The sequence below is a fragment of the Pseudoalteromonas sp. MB41 genome, from assembly GCF_020966275.1.
Classification (GTDB): Bacteria; Pseudomonadota; Gammaproteobacteria; order Enterobacterales; family Alteromonadaceae; genus Pseudoalteromonas; species Pseudoalteromonas lipolytica.
The window spans coordinates 331,257-353,225 of sequence record NZ_JAJJZF010000001.1; the positions used below are offsets into that span (position 1 = coordinate 331,257).

General features: G+C 39.5%; 23 protein-coding genes. 1 reads left to right on the top strand and 22 read right to left on the bottom strand.

Annotation, left to right across the window (positions count from 1 at the left end; translation table 11 throughout):
- Window positions 1-66: 66 nt before the first annotated feature.
- The gene (locus tag LPA49_RS01520) at window positions 67-1,098 is read right to left on the bottom strand and encodes a hypothetical protein (protein ID WP_230235294.1); all 1,032 of its coding nucleotides are present in this window, start codon (window positions 1,096-1,098) and stop codon (window positions 67-69) included.
- Between the two features lie 140 nt (window positions 1,099-1,238).
- Here LPA49_RS01520 and LPA49_RS01525 point away from each other — a divergent pair, with 140 nt between their 5' ends.
- The gene (locus LPA49_RS01525) at window positions 1,239-1,451 is read left to right on the top strand and encodes a hypothetical protein (RefSeq protein ID WP_230235296.1); all 213 of its coding nucleotides are present in this window, start codon (window positions 1,239-1,241) and stop codon (window positions 1,449-1,451) included.
- Window positions 1,452-1,549: 98 nt separating this feature from the next.
- On the opposite strand, the gene LPA49_RS01530 is transcribed toward LPA49_RS01525, so the two are convergent.
- From LPA49_RS01530 to LPA49_RS01630, 21 genes are all read right to left on the bottom strand, one after another.
- Complete coding sequence (locus LPA49_RS01530; protein ID WP_230235297.1) at window positions 1,550-2,218, bottom strand: hypothetical protein; 669 nt, start codon at window positions 2,216-2,218, stop codon at window positions 1,550-1,552.
- 138 nt (window positions 2,219-2,356) lie between these two features.
- A complete protein-coding gene (locus LPA49_RS01535; RefSeq protein ID WP_230235299.1) occupies window positions 2,357-2,764 on the bottom strand; it encodes a LexA family transcriptional regulator in 408 nt (135 codons plus the stop codon).
- Window positions 2,765-2,871: 107 nt separating this feature from the next.
- Window positions 2,872-3,663 carry a hypothetical protein gene (locus tag LPA49_RS01540; protein WP_230235300.1) on the bottom strand — a complete coding sequence of 264 codons (792 nt, stop codon included), beginning with the start codon at window positions 3,661-3,663 and terminating at the stop codon, window positions 2,872-2,874.
- Between the two features lie 61 nt (window positions 3,664-3,724).
- Window positions 3,725-6,253, bottom strand: coding sequence for a host specificity factor TipJ family phage tail protein (locus LPA49_RS01545; protein ID WP_230235302.1), 2,529 nt, complete (start codon window positions 6,251-6,253; stop codon window positions 3,725-3,727).
- Window positions 6,237-6,578: a hypothetical protein gene (locus LPA49_RS01550; RefSeq protein ID WP_230235303.1), complete on the bottom strand. Its 342-nt coding sequence runs from the start codon at window positions 6,576-6,578 to the stop codon at window positions 6,237-6,239. Before LPA49_RS01550 ends, LPA49_RS01545 begins: the two co-directional genes overlap by 17 nt.
- Window positions 6,579-6,637: 59 nt before the next feature.
- A complete protein-coding gene (locus LPA49_RS01555; protein ID WP_230235306.1) occupies window positions 6,638-7,129 on the bottom strand; it encodes a DUF1833 family protein in 492 nt (163 codons plus the stop codon).
- Window positions 7,126-10,680: a hypothetical protein gene (locus LPA49_RS01560; protein WP_230235308.1), complete on the bottom strand. Its 3,555-nt coding sequence runs from the start codon at window positions 10,678-10,680 to the stop codon at window positions 7,126-7,128. Before LPA49_RS01560 ends, LPA49_RS01555 begins: the two co-directional genes overlap by 4 nt.
- A 1-nt stretch (window position 10,681) precedes the next feature.
- Entirely contained in the window at window positions 10,682-11,149 is a 468-nt protein-coding gene (locus LPA49_RS01565) for a hypothetical protein (RefSeq protein WP_230235310.1), read from the bottom strand.
- A 2-nt stretch (window positions 11,150-11,151) separates the two neighbouring features.
- Entirely contained in the window at window positions 11,152-13,278 is a 2,127-nt protein-coding gene (locus LPA49_RS01570; protein ID WP_230235311.1) for a hypothetical protein, read from the bottom strand.
- A 241-nt stretch (window positions 13,279-13,519) separates the two neighbouring features.
- On the bottom strand, window positions 13,520-13,855 hold the full coding sequence (locus LPA49_RS01575; protein ID WP_230235312.1) for a hypothetical protein: 336 nt from the start codon (window positions 13,853-13,855) through the stop codon (window positions 13,520-13,522).
- Window positions 13,855-14,319: a hypothetical protein gene (locus tag LPA49_RS01580; RefSeq protein WP_230235314.1), complete on the bottom strand. Its 465-nt coding sequence runs from the start codon at window positions 14,317-14,319 to the stop codon at window positions 13,855-13,857. The genes LPA49_RS01575 and LPA49_RS01580 overlap by 1 nt, the downstream gene beginning before the upstream one ends.
- 1 nt (window position 14,320) lies before the next feature.
- Window positions 14,321-14,719 carry a hypothetical protein gene (locus LPA49_RS01585; protein WP_230235315.1) on the bottom strand — a complete coding sequence of 133 codons (399 nt, stop codon included), beginning with the start codon at window positions 14,717-14,719 and terminating at the stop codon, window positions 14,321-14,323.
- Window positions 14,716-15,222, bottom strand: coding sequence for an HK97-gp10 family putative phage morphogenesis protein (locus LPA49_RS01590; RefSeq protein ID WP_230235316.1), 507 nt, complete (start codon window positions 15,220-15,222; stop codon window positions 14,716-14,718). Before LPA49_RS01590 ends, LPA49_RS01585 begins: the two co-directional genes overlap by 4 nt.
- Entirely contained in the window at window positions 15,215-15,544 is a 330-nt protein-coding gene (locus tag LPA49_RS01595; protein WP_230235318.1) for a phage head closure protein, read from the bottom strand. Before LPA49_RS01595 ends, LPA49_RS01590 begins: the two co-directional genes overlap by 8 nt.
- A complete protein-coding gene (locus tag LPA49_RS01600; RefSeq protein WP_230235320.1) occupies window positions 15,541-16,149 on the bottom strand; it encodes a head-tail connector protein in 609 nt (202 codons plus the stop codon). The genes LPA49_RS01595 and LPA49_RS01600 overlap by 4 nt, the downstream gene beginning before the upstream one ends.
- 5 nt (window positions 16,150-16,154) lie before the next feature.
- On the bottom strand, window positions 16,155-16,409 hold the full coding sequence (locus tag LPA49_RS01605) for a hypothetical protein (protein WP_230235321.1): 255 nt from the start codon (window positions 16,407-16,409) through the stop codon (window positions 16,155-16,157).
- Between the two features lie 56 nt (window positions 16,410-16,465).
- Window positions 16,466-17,713 (bottom strand): phage major capsid protein, encoded by a 1,248-nt coding sequence (locus tag LPA49_RS01610; protein ID WP_063528664.1) that lies wholly within the window; start codon window positions 17,711-17,713, stop codon window positions 16,466-16,468.
- A 68-nt stretch (window positions 17,714-17,781) separates the two neighbouring features.
- Window positions 17,782-18,504, bottom strand: a complete 723-nt coding sequence (locus LPA49_RS01615; protein ID WP_230235323.1) for a head maturation protease, ClpP-related — start codon at window positions 18,502-18,504, stop codon at window positions 17,782-17,784.
- A gap of 23 nt (window positions 18,505-18,527) precedes the next feature.
- Window positions 18,528-19,772, bottom strand: a complete 1,245-nt coding sequence (locus LPA49_RS01620) for a phage portal protein (protein WP_230235325.1) — start codon at window positions 19,770-19,772, stop codon at window positions 18,528-18,530.
- On the bottom strand, window positions 19,772-21,481 hold the full coding sequence (locus LPA49_RS01625; RefSeq protein ID WP_230235326.1) for a terminase large subunit: 1,710 nt from the start codon (window positions 21,479-21,481) through the stop codon (window positions 19,772-19,774). The genes LPA49_RS01620 and LPA49_RS01625 overlap by 1 nt, the downstream gene beginning before the upstream one ends.
- Window positions 21,482-21,949, bottom strand: coding sequence for a P27 family phage terminase small subunit (locus LPA49_RS01630; RefSeq protein WP_063529819.1), 468 nt, complete (start codon window positions 21,947-21,949; stop codon window positions 21,482-21,484). It lies immediately after the preceding gene.
- Between the last annotated feature and the right edge of the window lie 20 nt (window positions 21,950-21,969).

A 21,969-nucleotide genomic window follows, 5' to 3' on the forward strand; every position in this document is an offset into this window, starting at 1 on the left:
ATGTATAAAAATCATACTAATTAAAAAATCAAAACTAATCTATATAAAGTTTAAGGCTGACAAAATTTATAAATTTTTATCCGGTATACCTAGCATCCTTAACATTTCATTTTTTACACTTCGTAATTCATGAGCTGGAAGTGAATTCGGTGCTTTATGAAATATACTATACCCCTTAGCATATCTTTCCCGATAGTTATCATATGCATCTGATGTATAGCTATTCATAAATTGAACATTGGCCAGCTTCCCCAAACTATTAAATAGCTCTAAAAGTTCTTCTTGGTCTTGTTGATCTTTTTCTTGTTGATGATAGAAATAATCTCTCACTTCCTCATAATCATCTGCATTTTCATCTAACAAACCATGATAACTTGGACTAAAGGCATAGTCCGTTGATACAGCAACCATCAACAAGGCAAGTTTTGTCTTAACATTTTTTCGCTCTGCTAACCTACTGGATAAATTATTAACATTATTGAATGCCGTTCTATTGCGAATATTGTCTTCATTAATTTTAGCTGGAGCTATGATCAAGTCTGGTTCAAGTTCGTCAAAATAATCCATCGCAAGCGTACGGTTAATATCAAGGAAAACAAAATCATAATTTTCTATAATATGTTTTAGTGATTTTGGAGACGAAGAGTAAGGAATATTCAAATCATTTGTGAATCTCATATTATTTGATTCATCAACTTGGATAGTTCTTGGGAATGGGTAGTTATGCTTAACTGACATTTCACCAAACATTGCACTTCCATTTCGATCCGATATTACTAAAACTTCATATCCATCTGCCATAAGAGCAATACTTATATCAATTGTAAGTAGAGTATGTCCTGCCCCTCCTTGGCCGCCATAAAAGCTAACTAATTTACCTAATTTGCCTTGTTTGTTTGGTGGGTAAGGTAAACCATGTTTCAAACAAAATAGCTCCAATGTCGCTGGGGGTATTCTCAAACTGCTACTTGCTGATAACGGAGCTTCGTATCTTTGCCATAACCTTAGGTTCTTATAAACACTATCAGCTGCTTGTTGACTTGATAACCCTAATTTTTTACGCAAAGCTCTTAAGTTTTCTGGTGTTATTTGGTTCATTTACTACGTCCTTTTAATCTAATAACAGCCAAATACGTATCTTAGGACGTAATTTGTACCATAGGACGTAAATATTTTCACTTTTTACCTTACAAAATCACTTGTATCTTTTCCTCAACGAAAACATCAGGAAATACCAAATGCAAAACAACAAAGCGCTACAACTAAAAAACGAACTAGATAAAAATATTTATCAAGCAGAAGCAGCAATCAATGCACTGTGTATTGAAGACCACTTTGAGGCAATGGATAAAGATACCCTCGCAGGCATGTTATGGGTGCTATCTGAGAATATAGAAAAGATAAAACGAAGTGTGAGGACAATTTCAGTGCCTAAAAGCCCGCTTTATTAGCGGGTGATAATTAAGTATCTTTAATTGAATCTGTCATAAAAAGCTTTTAGCAAACCCTGTAGCAAATATAGCTAAAAGCACTATGATGATAAATTTATCTACTGATATAAATTTATTAAGCCTTGTTTGACCTTTTTGTCATAGTCTTTATCTCTTATGCAAAATACAAATTCAGCCGTATAAAAAAAGTTTATGATGATATATATGTCAGTATTTTTCATCTCTACAAAAGTATAGTTTACTGTCTGACCGTTCACACTAAGCCACTCAGCATCCTTTAGTCTATCTTCAACTTCTACTTTATCTTTTTCATAAACAAAAGGTGTTGGAACAAGTGAAATTGATTTACTATTAATTAGTACCTCGCCAAACTCCTTAAAATAAAGCCCTTTAGCACATTTTTCAGCTGAATCTAAAACTATTTGTGTATGCTCTCTTGCATTCCATAGCCTTATTTTTTGCCCGTAACGTTCTTCTATATTTAAATTTTCTAAAAGACTTCTTTTTAATTTGTGGTTTTTTTCAAGTGTTTTACTGACACTATTAAACAGCGTATTTCCATTCAGGTTAGCCATAAAGCCAATAAACACTTTAAAGACCTCATCATTCTCTGAAGAGCCATTATTACATGATTCACAGGCTTTAACCGTATGTAAGTTTGGAATCGTTTTCCTTAACTCTTTAGGGTAAAGCGCTTTTTGTGGTAAATGCTCTTTTGTTAACTTTTCCGTAGGCTTACCACATAAAGCACACTCTAAAACTGCCATAAAAAACTTCCTTAATGAGATAGTACAATCGACAGGACTCAACAACCATTTAACGGTATTATTTTTGTTGCTAACAACATACTAAATAATCCAGCTTAATTTAAAAGTCCTTTTACTCTTTTGTAAAACAAGTATTTATCATTTTGATAAAAACTCAGCACAAGGCTTATGCAAGCGAATGCTTCTGGTTACAACCCCTTCTAAACAGAAATCATCCTCTGGTGAAACATATACAGGTTTAAACTCATCAGAGGCTGATAACAGCAACCGGTTATCTTTATCTATGATCTTACATACAAAGCAACCGTTGTAACTAGCAACAACAATATCACCATTACTCGCATCAACAGCTCTATCAACTAACAGCAAGTCCCCATCAAAAATACCTACTCCCTGCATAGACTGCCCTGAAGCCATGCCAATGAACGTAGCATCAGGATGCTTAATTAAGAGCTGATCAAGCGATAGTCCTAGCTCTTTGTATTGAGCTGCAGGAGATTCAAAACCCGTGATACCTGCTTCGATATAAATAGGAATAACTAACATAGAAAAAACCGAAACACTGTATATAAAGACAGTATAATTTAAAGGCGGGATTTCGTGAAGTGAATTATGTTATGTGCGGTGCGTATTACTACGCTAGTACAGTGAAATCATTTCAGACGTTTTTCTATCTCTCTTACGATGGCACTCACTTTAGGATCTTCACCTTCAATTAGCTCAATTAGACTCGGTAATCTATATTTTCCTACACAAAAAATCAGTTCTTTTATAAACGTCTCTTTATCCTTAACCAAACTAATATCTCTCAACAATTCAGTGAACTTGTGAGTAAAAATAGACTCTGCATATAGCGTTTGATCACTTTTAAAAAGCTCTTTAGATAAAGATTTAAGCGTTAAAAACTGCTGATATGCTTTTTTTCTTTCAGTATGTAAAGTACACAAAATAACCTGGCCAAAATTACAATCACCAAGCTTTCTCGTTAACTCTCTTTTATACAACCTTGCATCAATTCTTTCAGGAAAAGTAAGTTTGTTTTCTCTGAAATACTGCTCAATATCTTTCATTAGTCTTTCTTTTCCATACTCTATAAATGTATCTACTGAATTTTCGACTAATTCTTTGGATAAAGGGTTTGATAAATCCTCACAAAACTCTCTCAAGTGCACTTTAAATAGGTCAAAGCTTCTTGAGTCATGAATGTACTCACGTGTAGCTTCAAGTTCCTTTTTACTTGTTTGCCAAGTAAAGAAAATTAGTATTATTGAAATAATCAAAAGCCCAGGGCTTAAAGCATTATTATAAAAACTAGCTACCGTTAACCAACGTTCTGCATTTTGATTTCCTAAATCAACACCAAAATTAAATGCAAATCGCAAACAAATCACTAGAATGGTGCATGAAACAAATACACCTAGCCCGATTAAAACCTTATTTTTCAAACTCAATCCCTCTATATTTGAAGAACAACTATCAATCTTAAGCCATTAAATTGCAATTAAATTAAAAATAAATATTTGGAATTGTGATGCTTGTTGTTGTTGGCGCCGGGCTATCATCATCTAGGTAAACTCGTTCATCATCAAGCTCAGCGGTTACTGAAACCTGATTTGTTGATGACGGCTTAATATCTTTTATAAGCACACCATTACACCATCGTGTACTGATCCCAAACATATAAAGGGGTGGTTCAATTGAACCGTCTAGTACCGGTGTAAAGTCTAAATCAGCATCGATGACGACTTCATTGGACTCAGTCCCAAGTGAAGCATTGTAAGGGCCTGATAGAGTGCCGTCTGGCTTTCTTAACGCTAGAATATGTGTTTGCCCTGTTTGCCATTTCAGTTCAGGGTTATCAAGGTAGATAGAGCGACCAACATGCCCTACAACAGTACCCGTTTGTTCATATCCAGGAATATCATCAGCAACTGCGCTATAGTCTAAGTACTTTGAATTCAGCGCATCCATTTCAGTTTTGAAATCAAACCGAGTACGACGATAACGACGAATGCGGCGTTTTCGCATACCAAACTGATACGCTTTGTCGCGGTTTGTTATTCCAAAAGCTCTGATTTTTTCAGGATTAGCGCCTTCGTCACCCGCTAACAAGCAAAGTATCGTTTCTGACTTCCAAGTAACTGGGTCGAAGTACTCGACTTCGATGCCATCAGGTTCATCATCGTCCATTAGTTTGATAGAGCGCTTAAGCATGCCAACATAGTTATCGGGTTGATACATATGACGGAAGATTGTTCGCTTTTGATCTCGTACAGGTGTGATTTTCCCATAATCAATCGTGGGCTCAGCAAAACCGACGGCAAGAACACGTTTAAGAACTTCAAAAACAGTACTCTCACTGTCAAACACAGCATTAAATTCATCTGCACGGCCATGCCAAATAGGATGTAATGTATTTAGTGATTCTAAACCAATTTTGTCATCGCTATGCCCTGCACTTTTTAATACATGTGCAAAGAATGGTGCTATATCAGTTGTTGGCCTTGGTGCACTCCAAGCGCCATTTTCATACACAGGCAAAATACGGGTACCAATAACATTAAATTTATTTTCAGCTGTGCCGGCTAAAGCATTTGTGCCACGGATCTTAATTGCTATGGTGGTTAAACCATCATAACTAGTCGCGCTGTTTAATTCGGCCTTAAGGGCAGTCCAAAATATATCGTCATAAATACGCGTATCGTCAGTTGCTGCAGTGGCCCTTTTTACTCTTACCTCAGGCCTTATTTTAGATGGTAATGTAACTGGTACCGTTCGCCCTAGTTCATCATTTGTAGAGCTGGTAAATACTTCGTCATCAACTGCAGTCCAGTCTTGAGCACCTTCAGCACGGTATTCTATTTGAACGGTGACTGTGCGACTTAAAAAATTACCATCATCATCAAGTTCACCTAAACCTTGTGGTAAACGAAAATCGAACCAAAGTTTGTCAGTAACTTCACCTGCTGGGCACGCAAAAAAGGGCCCGTTAAATTGACCATCGCCGCCACCATCTTCGACGATAACCGTTGCACTCGATGTACTTTCAGTTACAAAACTTGTCCATGTTGGGTCATCTTGGGACTGCCCATCAACCTTATTCACCTGGCTACCATCTGAATCTTTGTTTAGCAGCTCAAAATACCCATCGTTTTGGCCATTTAAAGAGCCTGTTATTGAAAGAACTTCGCCAACTGAAAATGGTGGAACTGATTTAAAGCGAAGAGGCCTACCAAGCTCAGCATCCCACTCAACATAATGAACTAATAGCTCATCACCAGCGAAAGAGTACTCATAAGAGCCATTATCGCCCCCTGTTGAAGTAACGCGCCCTTTTAATTCAATACCGGTACTTCCTGAAGTTGAACCTACTTCACTTGAGGTATAAACATTTCTGAATGCTTCATGGCCTGTTACGTTTTCGCCTGGTTCAAACACCTGTATATCAATATCGCCGGCATAACTTGTTGTTGGAGTATTACCGATAAACATTTCATTGGATAATATTTCATATCGCCCAACACCTACGCTTAACATTAAATAAAGCCATTGCTCATTATCAATATATTCTCGTCGTGGCATTGTTAAATAGTCAGGGTAAATTTTATGGCGCCCTGCTCCTTCAGGGATAATGCCCATAAGCCTGGGCTTATTTCCTTGGGTATTTACATCATAAATACTGCTGCCATCGGGAGTCGTCGAGTTATAGTTATCGGGGATTTGGTTTGCAGTGTATACGGCATAACCCACAGCGATTACAGCAATAACCGCATAAGCGATAGTGGCAGGCTCTTTTGGCTCAACAATAATATTTACATCATCCCACGCCTTAAATTGATAAGTCTTCCAATTTGTAGGTAATAAGATCTGCTTATTAATAAGCACAGTAAATAGTGGTTCTTCACTTTCATAATAAGCAGGGACATTTTCAGTCAGCCATTGATGAAGTGTCGAACCTACCTTACATTTGCAAGGCTCCATTAAAGACGGGTCTAATTTGTTTGGGTAAACCTTGATATCAACCCACGTATTCATAAAATTTAACCTCTTTAAATAACCGTTTGAAGTCATCGATGCTGTCAATGGATGGCCCTTTACGGCGGGATGTGTGCAGTATTTCAAGCTTACCGTCGATCAGTTCAACTGTGCCGATATGAATTAAGCTACCAAACTTAAAACCACACACCACTGCACCGGGTGATGGCTCGCAGGGTCTAAAGCTAGAAACAATTTGTTGATACGCTTCAGTAAGCAAACTTTTATCGTCGGGGTGAATATGGCCAAACGATTCGAACAATGGTTGACCATAATAGTGATGGAGGCGATGCCGAGTTTGACCCCAACAGTCAAAACCAAACATATCTCTCCCCTCATTCACATAGGGAACACTTAAATAATCATTAATTGTGTATGACATTATTAACTGAAGTATTTGAGCCCAGGGGCAATGGAAGGTGTATAGCGCTTGTTAGGCCAAGCTTTATTTACAAGATCATTAAATGATGCAACTACATTGATGCTCTGTGAAGTAGCTTGAACGTCAGCAGCTTTCATTGTAACTGCCGGCTCTGCAGGTTCGCTTAAGTCACTCGATACATAGACCCGGTAAATTACATCAATTTTTACGCCCGCATCAATTGCCTGATCAATCAGTGCAAGTGCTTCACCAGATACATTATCAATTTGAAATTGTAAGTCCTGGCGCCCTTTCACACCTCGTTGCGGTAACGACACTCCCATACCGCTGGCTTTAAATGTAACCATGTCGCCATTTTCAATACCGGCAATTAGTTCATCAAAGCCATCACAAATCCTAAGTTCCCATAAATCGGCAGCCTTAAGTTCTAGTGTGTGAATAGGAATGTCGTTAACTGGGGCACTTGCGTAGATGCGTTGGAGTACTTCACTCATTTAAACTCCATAACCTTTCCAACATAGCTTGAGTTTTTTATCTCACTACAGAAAAGAAGTGGAGTTGTAGTACCTTTTCTAAAGGTGCCGTCTATATCAGAAATCTCAACCTGGTCTCTAAAGTTAATATTTTCAATATTTTCAACATTAATGTGATTAATATTTATTGCACCTGATTTTTGAACTCGTCCTAGCTGGCCAGCAGGTATATCTTCTAATGCAATACCTAAAAACAAGTCTTTATCATCACTAGATTTCATTAAGCGAGCGTTTAACATACTCCCTTCCATAGCTATGCCATCACCTCTCTTAATTCCAGAGTTTGAAACATTTTTAACAGTTACTTCGTGCTCTGGCTGGTAAATTTTCGCTACATTTTCGAAAGGATTAGATATATAAAACGCACGCTCATTATCATTTAAAGCATTGTTTAATTCCGCTAATACCGTGGAATTACTCATTTGTGAATAGTCTTGATCAAGTATTAAGCTTGTATTCTCAACACTATCAAATGTAATGTTCAAAACTTTATGTGCTGAAGTACAATCGCCAAGCCGCTGCCCTAAAGAAACACCTTCAATACTGCCAACAATAGACCATTGACTATAAACTTTTGCTGGTAGCCCAATAGAGCCAACTCTATAATCAGGAATTCCAAATAAAGCATCTGCTGCGGAACCATCAACAAGAACCGATGAATTGGCACCTTCTATTGAGCGTAACTCTAGAGTTTGAGCCGTTTGAGTAGCTGCCCATGCGACATTCGTAGAACCAGAGATATGAACTTCTATCTCCATTCTATTCGCTTTTTGATTTTCTTGCTTAGTAGACAACCAAGGAGCATCATTCATTCTCAAATGGCCTCTTAGTTCACTGTCTTTTATTACTAATCTATCTGGCTGGCCAGAACCTAGCGCCTGAAGAACAATTGCATGACCATCATCTGTTGTACAGATCGATTTAGAATTATTAAGCTCAACATAGCAAGGCTCTTTAAAGTCTTTATTTGTATGGAAATAAAACGGGCTCGTTTTACTTACCCAAATTGTTCTTATGCTATATATCTGTTGCCCAGAATGAGTACCGCAACCCCAAGCATGCTCAGCTCCCCAAACAGAGTTTGCATCACCTCCTATGCTCTCTTGATAATCTCGTGCATCTTGATTACCAAAGTGTTCAACATAACAATCTATTATGTGTTGCAAAGCTTTATATGGGCTTGCTCCACTATCCGAATGTATAGGGTACCGCATATTTTTGGCCGTAATTTTAATATTGATTAACTTGCTTGTTCGATTCATCCAAATTGTTTGGAATGTTGGAATGCTTGATACTTCAACATCATTTGGCAATTCACCCTTTAACCAAATTCTATCTCTATCTCCTATGCCAACTACATCAACAAAATTAGGAATGTGATAATTGCTTTCTGAATAAACCCCTTCATGTAGTTCAATTTTCACTCTTTCTAAATTAGATTTCCCTGATTCTATGGCGCAAGCATCTTTTAAAGACACGTAATCACCACTACCATCCTTTTTAACAGTCACAACCTTAAAGTAAGTAGGCTCAGTTACTACTTCTGATAGTAATTTAGAAATCTCCTCTCGAAAGTCCGTTATTACCTCAAGTGTTGATACATCTTTAGAGTTAGAATCGATTACTTTAAATCTAAGATCTCTTAGGTTAATGAACCCATCGGTTGATCTTAACGATGAACCGGCTATTTGGAAATAGGGTCCTAGTTGCTTCTCGTCACCTGTTAATTCCCAAGTAAATCTAAGTAACATCAGTGAGTCACTTAGAACTACTTTAGATGCATAAACTGCATTATAGTTGGCGGTTCCATCATTTTTGAAAACTGACAATGCAGAGGCTAGGTTTGTTTCATCAGTTAGTTTATCTGAGGTGTCTACTAACAAGTCTATTTGTAATTTTGCTCCCTTGTACTTATTTAGTGAATCAATAGGGAATAAATAACGGCAATAACTTGACTGGCCTGAAGAACCAGCTGGTATAAGAAGTCCGCGACTATCATTAATAAATGAAGAGCCATTAAATAGCTGCCCCTGTAGACTTAAAATATTTGTTAAGTCTCCTGATGAGACATTTAATTTATCAAGCTTATCTTTTAATGCGATGTCATTCGGAGTCTCTAAATCATTGTCACTTTCAACTATTTGAAAACTGTTCGATTTCAAATGAAAAAATCTATCTTCACTTGTATTGATAGTGCTTGCAACTTGAACATAGATACCCATTCTTTCATTTGTACTGCCTCTCAAAATATAATCAGCTGTAACTAAAATTGTGTTTTGATCTATCAGCTCTTTCTTAATACTTCCAGCTACTGCTTGGGCAATTCCTTCAGTACCGTTTACATTCGATGCTAATGTTAAGTAGTCTAATAAGTTATCAGATGTTGTTATTTCTAACCGCAACCTAACTTTCGTGCCTGAATTAGATGCAAAATTATCAAGTGGCAATAAAAAAGTAATATATGAATTAACACCATTTGAACCCGCAGGTAAAAATAAACCATTACCATCTTCTAAAAGTTCAGCACCATTAAATAACTGAGACTGAAATGTTGTATAAGGAAATAATTCGCCAGAAGTTATATTGTTGCTACTTAACTTGTTTGAAAGAGATGAGATGTCATCTTTTACAGCGGTCAATTCTTTATTTAAAACATCACTACCTGACTGTGCATCAATAAACGACCAGTTTTGCGATAAAAGTTTAACCCATACGTCATTTCCTACAGCAGGGTTTGAATTAGAAACTTGCAAATATGTAGAGACACGCGTTTCATCGCCAGAAAATTCATAGTCAAATAAAATAACTAGCTTTCTATCTGATTCTTGATAGTATGTTTTGTTGGTGATTTTCCCGGTCGTACCAATTGTGTTAACTTGATGAACCCAGTTTGGTATTGACTCTAATATATTTTGGCTTGTTTCAAGAACCACAATAAATCTTGCTTTTCTGCCTGAATAACTTGCGGAATCATTTGCTAAAAAGTCAAATATATAGCGATTGTATGTACTACCACCAGTTTCGCCTTGGGGAATTATCCAACCACCTACGCTTGTATCTTGTGATACATTTTCACCGTCAAAAGGAGAAGCACCATTAAATACTTCACCCTGAGTCAAAAGTGGTGACTTAAACTTAATGCTAGCAGTAAATATTTGATTATATAGCTGATTAAAAGAATCAAACTTTGATTTTTGCCAAGATCCTGTTCCACTATCTCCAATTTTACCATAAACCCCATTATTACTTTCTGTAGGGTCGTTCCAAACTTCCGCTAATGTATCTTTAGGGTGAACTAAGTCTGCATTTAGTTCAGAAAGTGTTGAAAAGCTTTTTTTACCACTAACCATAGTTCTTAATGATTCAAAATTAGATTTAATTGCTTTAGATATACTATCTTTTGTGACACCGTTTACTTGCACTGTTTCATCATCAGCACCTGCTAAAATAGTATTCAATTGACCAAGTAAGGTCTCAAGCTCTGTAACTAAACTAAAAAATGACTTGGCCACTCTAATTCTCCTGGTAAGTATCTAAAGCGTCAGAAACGCCATTAACAAATTCATCTAAGGTGTTTGGTTCTAATAAGTTATTAGCAGTAGCTTCTTCACTCACTACCTGCCTCTCTTTAATTTCGATATTCGCGCTATAACTCCAAAACCCGCCATTGAAACTGCATGACTCCAGTGGGCTTTGTTTGAAACGTACATCGTGATCAATTAAGCCTTGGGGGGTGCGAATTGGCATAACAAACCAGTTAACCGCATCGTTGGTACCGTGTTTTACAAACCCTTCTAAAATAACGGCCTGGTCAGCCTTTAGTTTCCACGTTGCAGCCATCGTCGTTGGCACTGATTGAAAGCGCTTGCGCTGCCGAGCTCGGCCGCTCGCCATTTCAGTTCTTAATAAATTAGGGTTTTGAGATAATCGGTGAGTTGAAACAAGGGGAAGTTTTAGGTCTTTGGGGTAACGAACTAACATACTTAGAACCCCTGCCTTTGTAAGCCATAGGTATTTTCAAGAACCATTGAAGCTTCACCTCCTTGGCGTATACTCGTCACAAATATATTGATTACTTCTTCACCTGATGGCCCTGAACTACGTGTTGTCGAACCTGCTCTACTTGCATCTTCATACAAATTCACCGTTACATTTGAACCTAAGCTCTGTCCTTTTGTGTGATCAACAACAGTCTCTTGAGGATGAAGCATAGCTAATTGGCCACCTTTTCCATCGAGGCCACCAGTTCTTGGTCCATCCCAGGTATAACCACCACCATCGAAAGATGCTAAGCCACTCACTTTACCCGCGTACATACCACCGGCAGCAATAACAACACCTGCAGCTGCGGCGCCGAGAACAGGCCCAACGTAAGGAATATCTGCAAGCGCGTTATAAGCTTTCATTGCAGTGTCATAAGTATTGGTCCAAATACTCTGTAAAGAATTTCTTTTCTCTTCATCGAGCATCGTTTCGCCTATTGCCATTGCAGACTTAGCATAACTAGCATTTTTACCTTCCATGCCATCAAAATATCCGCCCATCACATCCAAAAGACCACCATAACCTTCTTGCATCATTTTTTTTCTATCAGTTTCAATGTCTGCAAGCTTTTGTTGGTGTTCTTTTTCTTTTTCAGCGCGTAATTCAAGCTGCTCTTTCTTTATTTCGCTTACCCTTTGCTCATGCTGGGAAAGTGCTTGTTCTTTAGCTATGTGGTATTCGGCTTCAATTTCAGCGGTAATTAGGTTTTTATCTCGAAGTAGTTGAAACTCACGCTCCATTTCAGCTTGTTTACGTTCAAAGCGTTTATTTTCAAGTTCGACCTCTTTGCCTTCAGCTTCTAGTTGAGCATCAAAAATTTGCTGATATTGATTTCGAGCAGAATCAATTAATCGCTGCGCTTTTTCATCAGTAACTTTTGGATCTGAATTTATTAATAAGTCACTTAAATCTTTTTTATCAGGGTTATTTACTTGCTCTTGAGCTGCTGCCTCAAACTTGGTTTGTACATCGGCTATCCATGTTTTTATTTTTTCCGATGGCATTGGCTCCATGGCCAATTCACTTAGTTCTTTTGCTAAGTTAGCAGTAGTAGCAGAGAATGAATCTCCAAATTCTTCTAATTGCTTAAGCCCTGACGATTCCATATCTAAAGCTTCTAGGACTGGATTGATTGCTCGGGCTACATCAGCAAACCTTTGAACTGCAACGTTAGCTAATTCTGCTACCCCTTGGCGTAACAGTAGAAATATAACTTGTAAGCCTCGACCCATATCAGCCAGAAAGCCAATACCTGAAGCTACTTTTGTGACGACTTGCTGCGCAATTGAGCCAAAACCACCGGCTTCTTTGGCTGATTCTGTCCACATATCAGAGATAGCGCCAATAATAGGTGCTGTTTCAATAGCTAGCGTTTGGCCAAAGCTATGCGTGGTTTTTTGGGCTTTATCAAATGCATCATTTGCCATTTCGACTTTAGCTGCATCGATACGGTCAAAGGTCATGCCTAAATCTTCTGCTTCTTGCATCATCGCGCTAATACCATCAGCGCCAGCATCCATAAGGTTAATCATCTTAACCCCTGACTTACCCATTAGGCTTTGCGCGATATAAACCTTTTGACTTTGGTCTTCTACATCTTTGAGTTTGTCAGCAATAACTTTAAATTGTTCTTCTGGCGCTAAACCTTGTAAATCTTCAATTGCTAGGCCTAGCCCCTCTAAAGCATATTTAGCTTCACCAGTGCCTGTTTGGGCTACTTGACCTAGACCCTGTTGCATACGCTGCAATGACTTGGTTAATTCTTCATTGCTTGCGCCATATAAGTTTGCCGCATGCTGTAACCCACCAAGTGCTTGTGTAGTTACCCCTAATCTATCAGCGGTTTTTGCTTGCAAGTCTATAAATTCAGCATTTTTAGCATATATAGAGGCATACGCAGCAACACCCGCAGCACCAAAGCCAACCATTGCTTTTGTACTTGTACCCACCAATTTTCGAGTTTTATCAGCCCATGATTGAGTATTCTTGGTGGCTTTCTTCAGCTCAGCCGACAACTTGCCACTTTTACCGATCAAGTCGATAGTGAGTGTTGCAATTGATGACATAGTTAAGTTCTCTTACGTTGGCGCCAAGGACAGGTATTTAAAAACGCTTCTGTTTCACGTTGCTTTTTACTTTGTTCAATTTTGCGCTGCTCTGAACGGTCGAACGTTAGCCCCATGTTTAATCCTTGATGGACTAAACGAAGCTCTAGTTCTTCAGCTGGCAAACGTGAATGTAATTCGTAGATTGAGCAACCTAAGTTATCTGCTAAATTGCAGAGCGCATGTAACTCAGGCTGCTTTTTTAGTTTTTTTCAATAGCTTCAAGATTATCTTGAGATAGGTTTGTAAAGAACAAACCTGTTGTGTGGATCATTCCAAGCTGCTCTACATCCATTAGTTGAGGTAGTTTTGCAGCTTCTTTGTCATCATACTTACCGTGAAGCATGTAATAAGTGTTTCGCTGAGCTAGCTTTTCCAGCTTTTTAGGATCAGCATTTTTATCGGAGAACACATCTCTTGCTTTCACTTCATCAGTAGCCGGCAATCGATGTAATTCAATTTTACCCACACCTTTTACGTCAAACACACGTGTGGATGTGGCGAGTTTACCCGCCATGATTTCTGCTGCTGTAATCATTAGGCACCAGCCCCAACAGTATCAAAATTAACTTCTTGCAGTTTGCCAATACATGCAAACATTTGCTTACCAGTCTCTTTGCCTGATTCTCCCGAAAAGTAATCTTGAGGAACAAATACAAAGTTAATAACACGACCGCTAGCACGAGTAATTTTCATGCTGATATTTGTGAAAGCTTCAACCTGATCAGTAAATGCTTTTTGGTCTGCATTACCAGGAATATCTCGCATGACTAATTCAAAGTCTTGATCTTCAGGAAGCGCTTTATCGAAGTATGAACGCCTTGTAGCGCCAATATCGGTATCATCTTCCCATTGTTTGCCTGAGTTTACCTGAGGGATTACGTCAATCCCTGGTAAAAACTTGTCAACAGCTTGCTCTCCTGTTGAACAAAATTGCAGTGTTGAACCATGTGAGTCAACAGTATCAGCTGCTAGGCCAGTTGCTGGAATTGGATCTGGCATTTTACACCTCGTTAATTATGTTGTGATAATGAAAAATGTATTCGTATGACTCACGGTATAACTTTGAGCCAGTATCGAAGTCGGGTATGCGGCGATTTTTTAGTGCTAATTGCACTTTCACATCCGTATCGACAAACCCTTTTTTGTTGAAAGTTGATTCAATTTCTTTCGCTATTGCTTTAGCGTTAACTGGTAATTTGCTGTAGCAATCAAATTGCACAAGTGCTTCGCTTTGGTTATCTTCCATGTGAATTTCTATAGGCGTGTCATCATCAATCACAGTCAGCAAAATATAGTTATCTTTGCTGTTGTGGTTTTCCGTCAGATGGAAGTTTTCACCAATAAGCGCCACCAAACCTTGTGATGATAAAGCTTTTGTTCTTATGCTATTTTCTATCATTGTGCTTTGTTCTTTTTAGCTATACGGCGTTGCGCCATTTGAATTCGTTTTGCTAAGCGGTGATTGATAACTACCACGACCTGGTTTGTCCGCTTTTGGAATGCTTGGCGAATAAATGGTTGAGCCTTTTGATTAGTAGTCCCGTATTCAACCTGCACTATATAAGGGACTCTAAAAACCCCTACTTTTACAAGTGATACAACGCCTTTACCAAAGCGTTTTGTTTCTGCACCTGTGCGATTTGTGCTGGCACGAATTTTAATGCGAGATTTTAAAAAGCCAGGACGGATTTCTACTTTTTGGCCGCTTTTAGTTTTAACTATGCGGGCAAGTTCAGATTCAGGTGCATTACGTTGCATACCTTGTTGATATTTCACAGCACCATCACGTATAGCGCTTGTCATAATACCTGTCGCTTTTTTAGCACCTATCTCTTTAGAAATATCCTGTAATGCTTGTTCCATTTGCTTTAAACCCGAGATATCAATTCCTGCATCAAGCATTGGTGATCTCCTTTACAGCAATAATGGTTTGAATATTTTCGAAATCTTGATTTATTGGTTCACCAATAATTTCAAATTGGCGCTGCTTAAATGTGATTTGGTGGGTTGCTTTAATTTTACTGCTATAACGACAGGTGATTGTATGGGTAACCTCCCCCATTAACTGGCCGCTTTGCTCTAGTTCTTTAGACGCTCCAGTATGAATGTTCACCCACTTAAAAAATTCATGCGCGAAATAGTCCGTATTGTAGCCGTCATCTGACTTGGTATTTTTACCAAAACTTACTTTGCAATTGTATTTAGCGGCTGGCATGGTTTTCATAATAGTTCTACCGCTAATTCGTTTGCGATTGCTTTAAATGCATTTGGCATGTCATAAAGCTGCACGGGTGCGGTGTCTTCACGGTTTCTAAACCAATCTGCCACTAAAATTAAAATGGCTTGTTTAGCAAGGTCGTATTTGTCTTTGTCAATTAACATATTTGCGTCAATTGCATCATTCACCACAGCTGTATGACCCATGATGCATTCTATTTGTACTGCATCAGCTACTTTAAAGCCGACAGCTGGCCAATTTCCGCCTAATTTAGGTGTAATGGTGGCTGTTAAGCCATGTTCTACAACGCGATACTCTGTTGGCTCAAGCGTTACATATTGGCCCAATGTATTTATGTATTTAATTGATGTGATGCTCCTAAGCGGCGCGGTAGGTAAAACAATTTCCTTACAGAATTTAGGCATAGCAAATTGCCATGTTTGTTCTACGAGTAAACGGCCAGTGCGTTGTTCAAACCGTTTTCGCGCTCTCGGTACCAAGGTTTGCAAATAATCATGGTGATCTTCATCTGCATAAGTATGTGCTGCCAATTCTTCTACGGTGAATGGCTCAATCAAAGGCGCCTGGATTAGCTTTCGGAGCATTTTCATTGTTGTTACTCTTCGCCGTCAGTATTGTCGCCAGTGTCACTCTCTGCGTCTTCACCTGTCACATTAAGATCAACAACTTCAACTTGTAGCTCTTTGCTGCAATACTCTACCGCTGCTTTGTCACTCGATAACTCACCAACCTTTATAAGGGGTTCAAGTAACTCAGCATCACCTTTTACAAGTGCGTTTGGTTCAAAAAGTTGATCAGCAATCACGCATGCAACCAGTACACGTGCAGTAATTTGTTTTTTAGCTGCCATGGTTAAGTCCTTACTTAAATAAAAAAGCCCCTTTTCAGGGGCAATTGGAGCATCAATTAAGCGGCTGCATTTTGGTAGTACTTAACAGCACCACCTACATCGATGCAGCGGCCACCTGTACGCATAAACGCTAAGAAACCAACTTGGCCTTTGCGGCTATACGCACTGTCTGTGAAGCGGAAGAACAGCATTTGTGATACATCACGCACAATGTATTTAGAGAAATCACCAAACAACACAGACTTAGCGTTTGCTGCCATAGCTGGAATGTGTTGGTTAGTAGCATATGGCTTGCCCAAAATTGTATTTGGTTCAGCTGACTCAATACCAGGTAACCAAAGTGGTCGCCCTTGGCTGTCTTTAAGCTTCTTAACAATTTTGATTGAAGAGTCGTTCATCATGTAACCGCACTTCATGCTACGGCGATAAGCAGGATCAACGCTGTGTTCCAGATCAATAAGGTCATCAACAGTAATTGTTGCAATTTGGCCTGAACCGCCCACTTTACCTGCAGTGATATCTGCCAGAATACCGTGTGGCTTACCCGTTCCATCACCATTAATAAATGCATCTTCTGATGTGCGGCCAATACGCTGGCCGATTAAGTTGTTAATGTAACCCTCAAGGTCAAATTGAGTGTCTTGCAACAATTGGAATGGCACTGCAATGACTTTTGAGCTGATCATATGCGTATCAATGTTACGCACACCGAATGAAGTATCTTCGTCATCTGCTGTGGCATTTTCTGCTAACCATTCACCTTGCTCAGCGGTTGCGTTTGCTGTAGGCCAAGGAATTGTAGAACCTGTTTGTGTAGGTACCACAGTAGCCAGTTCACGCATGCCACCATAAGCTTTTAATGCCTGTGAAATACCAGGTGCAATTTCATCAGCAGTGAGGTAACCCCCCTCTGAACCTTGACCAGTGCTCATCGTATTTTTAGGGCTATCAATACGAGCTTGTACTGCTGCGCGTTGTTCTTCATTAAGCGCCGACATACCACCACGTAGCCATGTTGCGTACGCTGCTTTTTCTTGCTGAATTTGGTGCTCAGCTTCATCAGTAGAGATGCCGTTTTGGTCTGCACGATCTTGAATGGTTTGCTTTGACTTAGCCTGTAAATCGAGCACTTTTTGATGACGGTCAAGCTCACCGTCTAATGCATCGATTTTATTAACCAGATCATCATATTTTTTCTGCTTATCATCAGTCCAAGCTTCATCTTTTGGATGATCTGTGACTAATTGGTTTAGGGTGACAGCTAAACCTTTGCGCTGCTCCCGCTTATCTTGAATGCTAGGCATAATGTATTCCTCAATTTTAAGTATAAAAAAAGCACCTTTCGGTGCTTTCGATAGTTGTGCCAGCGGAGCTAGCTAGTTGCCAGCAACATGTTGGCAAATCGTTCTAGCCTTTCACGCTGCGGAAATATATTTTCAGGGGCTTCGGGTTCAGGTGCGTTTTGATACGTTGTTAAATCCCAAGCTTTATTGGTAGTTTTATCTGTGCTTTCATCTTGCATAATGCTATCAACAAAGCCGTGTTCTAAGGCTTCTTGTGCGGTAAACCATGTTTCAGCTTGCATCCAGTTACGAACTTGTTCTTCACCAGCTTCTGTACGCTTTTCGTAGTCATTTACAATGGTGTTATCAACTTTATCGAGCATGTCTGCTGTATCACGAATTTCTTGTGCATTACCCAAAGCAAGTGTCCAGGCGTAATGGATCATATAAAAGCCTGAATCAGCAATCTCAATTGTATCGCCGGCTAATGCAATACGTGTTGCAGCGCTTGCAGCTATACCATCAATATGAACATGAATTTTTGCAGGATGCGCTTTTAAACTTGAATAAATTGCCGTCGCTTCAAATACATCACCACCTGGGCTATTTATGTAAACATCGATGTCCGTGGCATCACTTACTGTGAGCAAATCACGTTTAATCATTTCTGCAGATACGCCCCACCAAGAGTCAATTACATCGTAAATTAAAAATGCGGGGCGGTTTTCACCTGCATTAGCTAACGGTGACTGTTGTTTAATTTGATAGCCAACTTGTTCACGGTTTTGGCAGTTGTTTTTAATCAACTGCATTAGTTTTCGGCTGTTTCTCATAGTTAAATGTCCGTTTGTTGGTTGTTTGAAGCAGTTGCATCGTAAGGTAACGCGTAACGGCCACCCAGTTCTGGTAGATTTTCAAGCTTTCTCACTTCATCAATGCTCATCCAGCCAGGGCCTTGTGAGCCCCCAATCGCTTGACGGTATGCTTCGTTGCGATCTTTTAAGGTTAAACGCATTAAATTAGCAGCGATAAATTCAGCAAACATGGGCTTTTTCAAAAAGAGTTTGCGGTTTACTTCTTGTTCAAAGCGGTTGAGGTGGGGTCCTAGCGTAAAACGCAAGAACGATAAGCCAATCTCACCGATGCCACTGCCCCAGGATGTTGTCTTTTGTTCTTGATTTACCATAAAGCTAGGCAGACCAAACGCTCGTGCTATGTCTGTGATTTGAAATTCGCGTGATTCAAGTAGCTGTGAATCTTTAGCTGATAAGCTTAATGCTTTAACATCAGTGCTTTCATCAAGTACTAAAGGAAACTTAGCGTTTTCTACACCGCCATAAGCTTTAACCCATGCCGTGCGAAACTTTTCCTTTTGTTGTTCATCCCATTTGCCTTTTTTTACAACAGCTACGCGTTGTGTTGATCCTGATTTGAAAAACTCGCCACTGTGTTGCTCCATGGCAAGCTCAAGGCCAATACTGTTAAATGCGCCCCATTGAATAACCGACATAGACTTAAGACCATTAAAACCAAAGCCAGGAAAGTGCAAAATATCATCTTGATCAAAGCCACGAGCAGTACCATCAAGTGTAAAAAAGTAATTTAAACGCCCATTGTTATTAACTACATTCATACCTACAGGGCTGATTGGTAGTATTTCTTCTACATCACCGTTTCTATCTCTAAGTAGAACAGCATACCCATCACCATGAAGCAGCATGCTCGATACTATAAACTCCCAAAATGCAGCTGCACTCCACGCGGGTGTTGGCTGTAAGTTAAATAAGTTAGCTAAACTATGGTTAGGGACTCGTTGTTTATCGTTCTTTTCACTTTGTTCAAAGATATGAACGGGCATCTGAGCAATAGCGCCGGCAATTAATCGCACACAAGCAAAAACGATGGATACTTTCATGGATGTTTTTGGTGTAACAGCTGGGCCTGCAAATGAAGGCATTACCCCAAATAGATCAGCCAAGGAATTAATATCTTGTACTGATATGTCGTTTTGCTCAGCAGTATTGCTTACTTGTGTCGTGCTTTTGCTGCTTGAACGACTTAAAAAAGGGATTTTAAACATTAGAATTCCAAAAACTCTTGGTTAGAACCATCATCTTCTTCAGGCTGCCATGAGCCTATAAAGGCGAGTAACATAGCAACCGCGGTATCAATCTTATTGTCTTTATGCTCTTTGACTGGACGAATATATTTGCCGTCCATGGTTTCTTTCGCGATTACGTTTCCTAAACACCAGGTAAGAACAGGATCACCATTGTGGTGAATGCGGCCCTGCCTTAGTAAGGTTTCAAACTCACGCATAGCCGGTGAAAAATTGGTGTAGTTTTGCGCGACTTTTATTGGCTCGATGCCAGTGTTGTTTTGAACACGCTGTGCGATAGGCGCTGCGCCTGCTGGGTCGTAGAACAAGCCAGTAATTTGATAATTTTCGTTATCAGTTTCAATCGCGCGTTCGACTTCATCGTAATCAATGCTTGTTCCATCGCACTCTAAGAGGTCACCTTGATCAACCCAGTCTCGGTAAATATCAATTTCGCTTGCTTTCGCTGCAGTGACATAGGTTTTAGCAAACAAGTAGTAGTGAAGTTTGCCATCAATTGTGCGGGTAAAGCATGTTACGTCGGCTGTTAAATCATCCGATTCAGATAAATCGACGCCTTTTGTTCCCTCATCTCCCAAGAACTCATCCATGCTAATTGAGTGATCGGCAGCTGCTTTCCAATCTTCCATATTAAGCCAGCTTTCTTTTGCGCCCACCCATAAATTTAAATGTTTTGTTTTAAATGCATTTTGCTTACGTGCTGATTGTTTAGCTTTGTTAAGTTGGTTTTTTAAACCATCAACATCAACTGAAATACCATAGTTAGGATTGGCTTTTATTAATGTATTTTCATCTTGCCAATCATCATCTTTATCTGCTGCGTAGATAATACAGAATGTTGTTTCATCAACCCGAGTGCCCTCTAATATTTCTTGGCATTCTTTCCAATGTTGACCACATGGCCCAAACCAATTAGAGCCGGCTGTTGAAATTATAAATTCGAGTGGTTGTTCTCTAGCCCCCATCCCAGTGACCATGGTATCTCGTTGCCTGTCATCAGGGTGTTCGTGATATTCATCACAGAGGTAACAACTCGGCGAACCACCATCACCAGGATCACCTATCAAACGTTCAAACTTACCGCCGTCTGATGTACTAGAAATTTGCTGAGCTAATAATTCGACCTTAAATTGCCGACGATAAGCAGGTTGCCTCGTGGCCATTTTATGGGCTGGTTGAAAAACCTCATTAGCTTGCTTCTGGTTGGTTGCACCACAATAAACTTCAGCGCCTGGCTCATCATCGTTCGACAACATGTACAGCCCAATAGGTGCAATCCACGTTGACTTGCCATTTTTCCTTGGAACATAAACAGCTGCAGATCTAAAACGTCTGCGCTTACTGATGATATGCTTCCAACCAAAGACCTGGGCTGTTATCCACTTCTGCCAAGGGCTTAAAGCAATTAAAGCGTCCTGCCCTTTCGCCCTTGCCCACTTTCCCTTTACATGACTAAAGGTTTCAATAAACCTTATGGCTTTTAGTGCAGCCTCTACATCAAAGTAATATGGAAAATCTTTTGTACCAGCGCGTTCTAAATCTCGACTTTCACGCTCAACAGCTAGTTTCTCATAACGATTTGCAAGGCGTTTACCGCTTATAACATCGTTAGCGTACTGCTCTATATCAGCAAGGTGATCACGCTGAAACGTTGGGTAGTTTTTCCGCATCTAATACAAGTCATCAAACAGGCCAGGTTGTAAATTGTTAAACCTTTGGTCCGTTGCTGGACTACCACCAATCTGATTAATTAAGCTGTTTAGCTTTCGCCAATCATCGTTGTACTGAGCCACCTCAGGACGATTCTTATGTTGCGCACCATTGCGTCCAACTGTTGTGTAGGTCCAACCAACATCCTCTTGGTCTAAGAACGCTTTTGTTTCTTCCATGCGAGCGATAACAACACAGTACTCTCTAAAGAACCGTGTGAAGTGTGGTTTAAAACGATTAATTTTCACATAAGCCGGAACATCCATTTCCCACACTTTTTGTTCAGGTTTTGACATACCACGCGGACGCGATTGGATCGCGATTTTTTTCGCTTCCTTATCGCTCATTTCCGCTTTTTCTTCGGTACCAGGAAACTGAACAACCTTATCGTCATTCTTCTCTGCTACTGATGGGTATCTACCTGACATAAACTAGCTAACTCTCTATA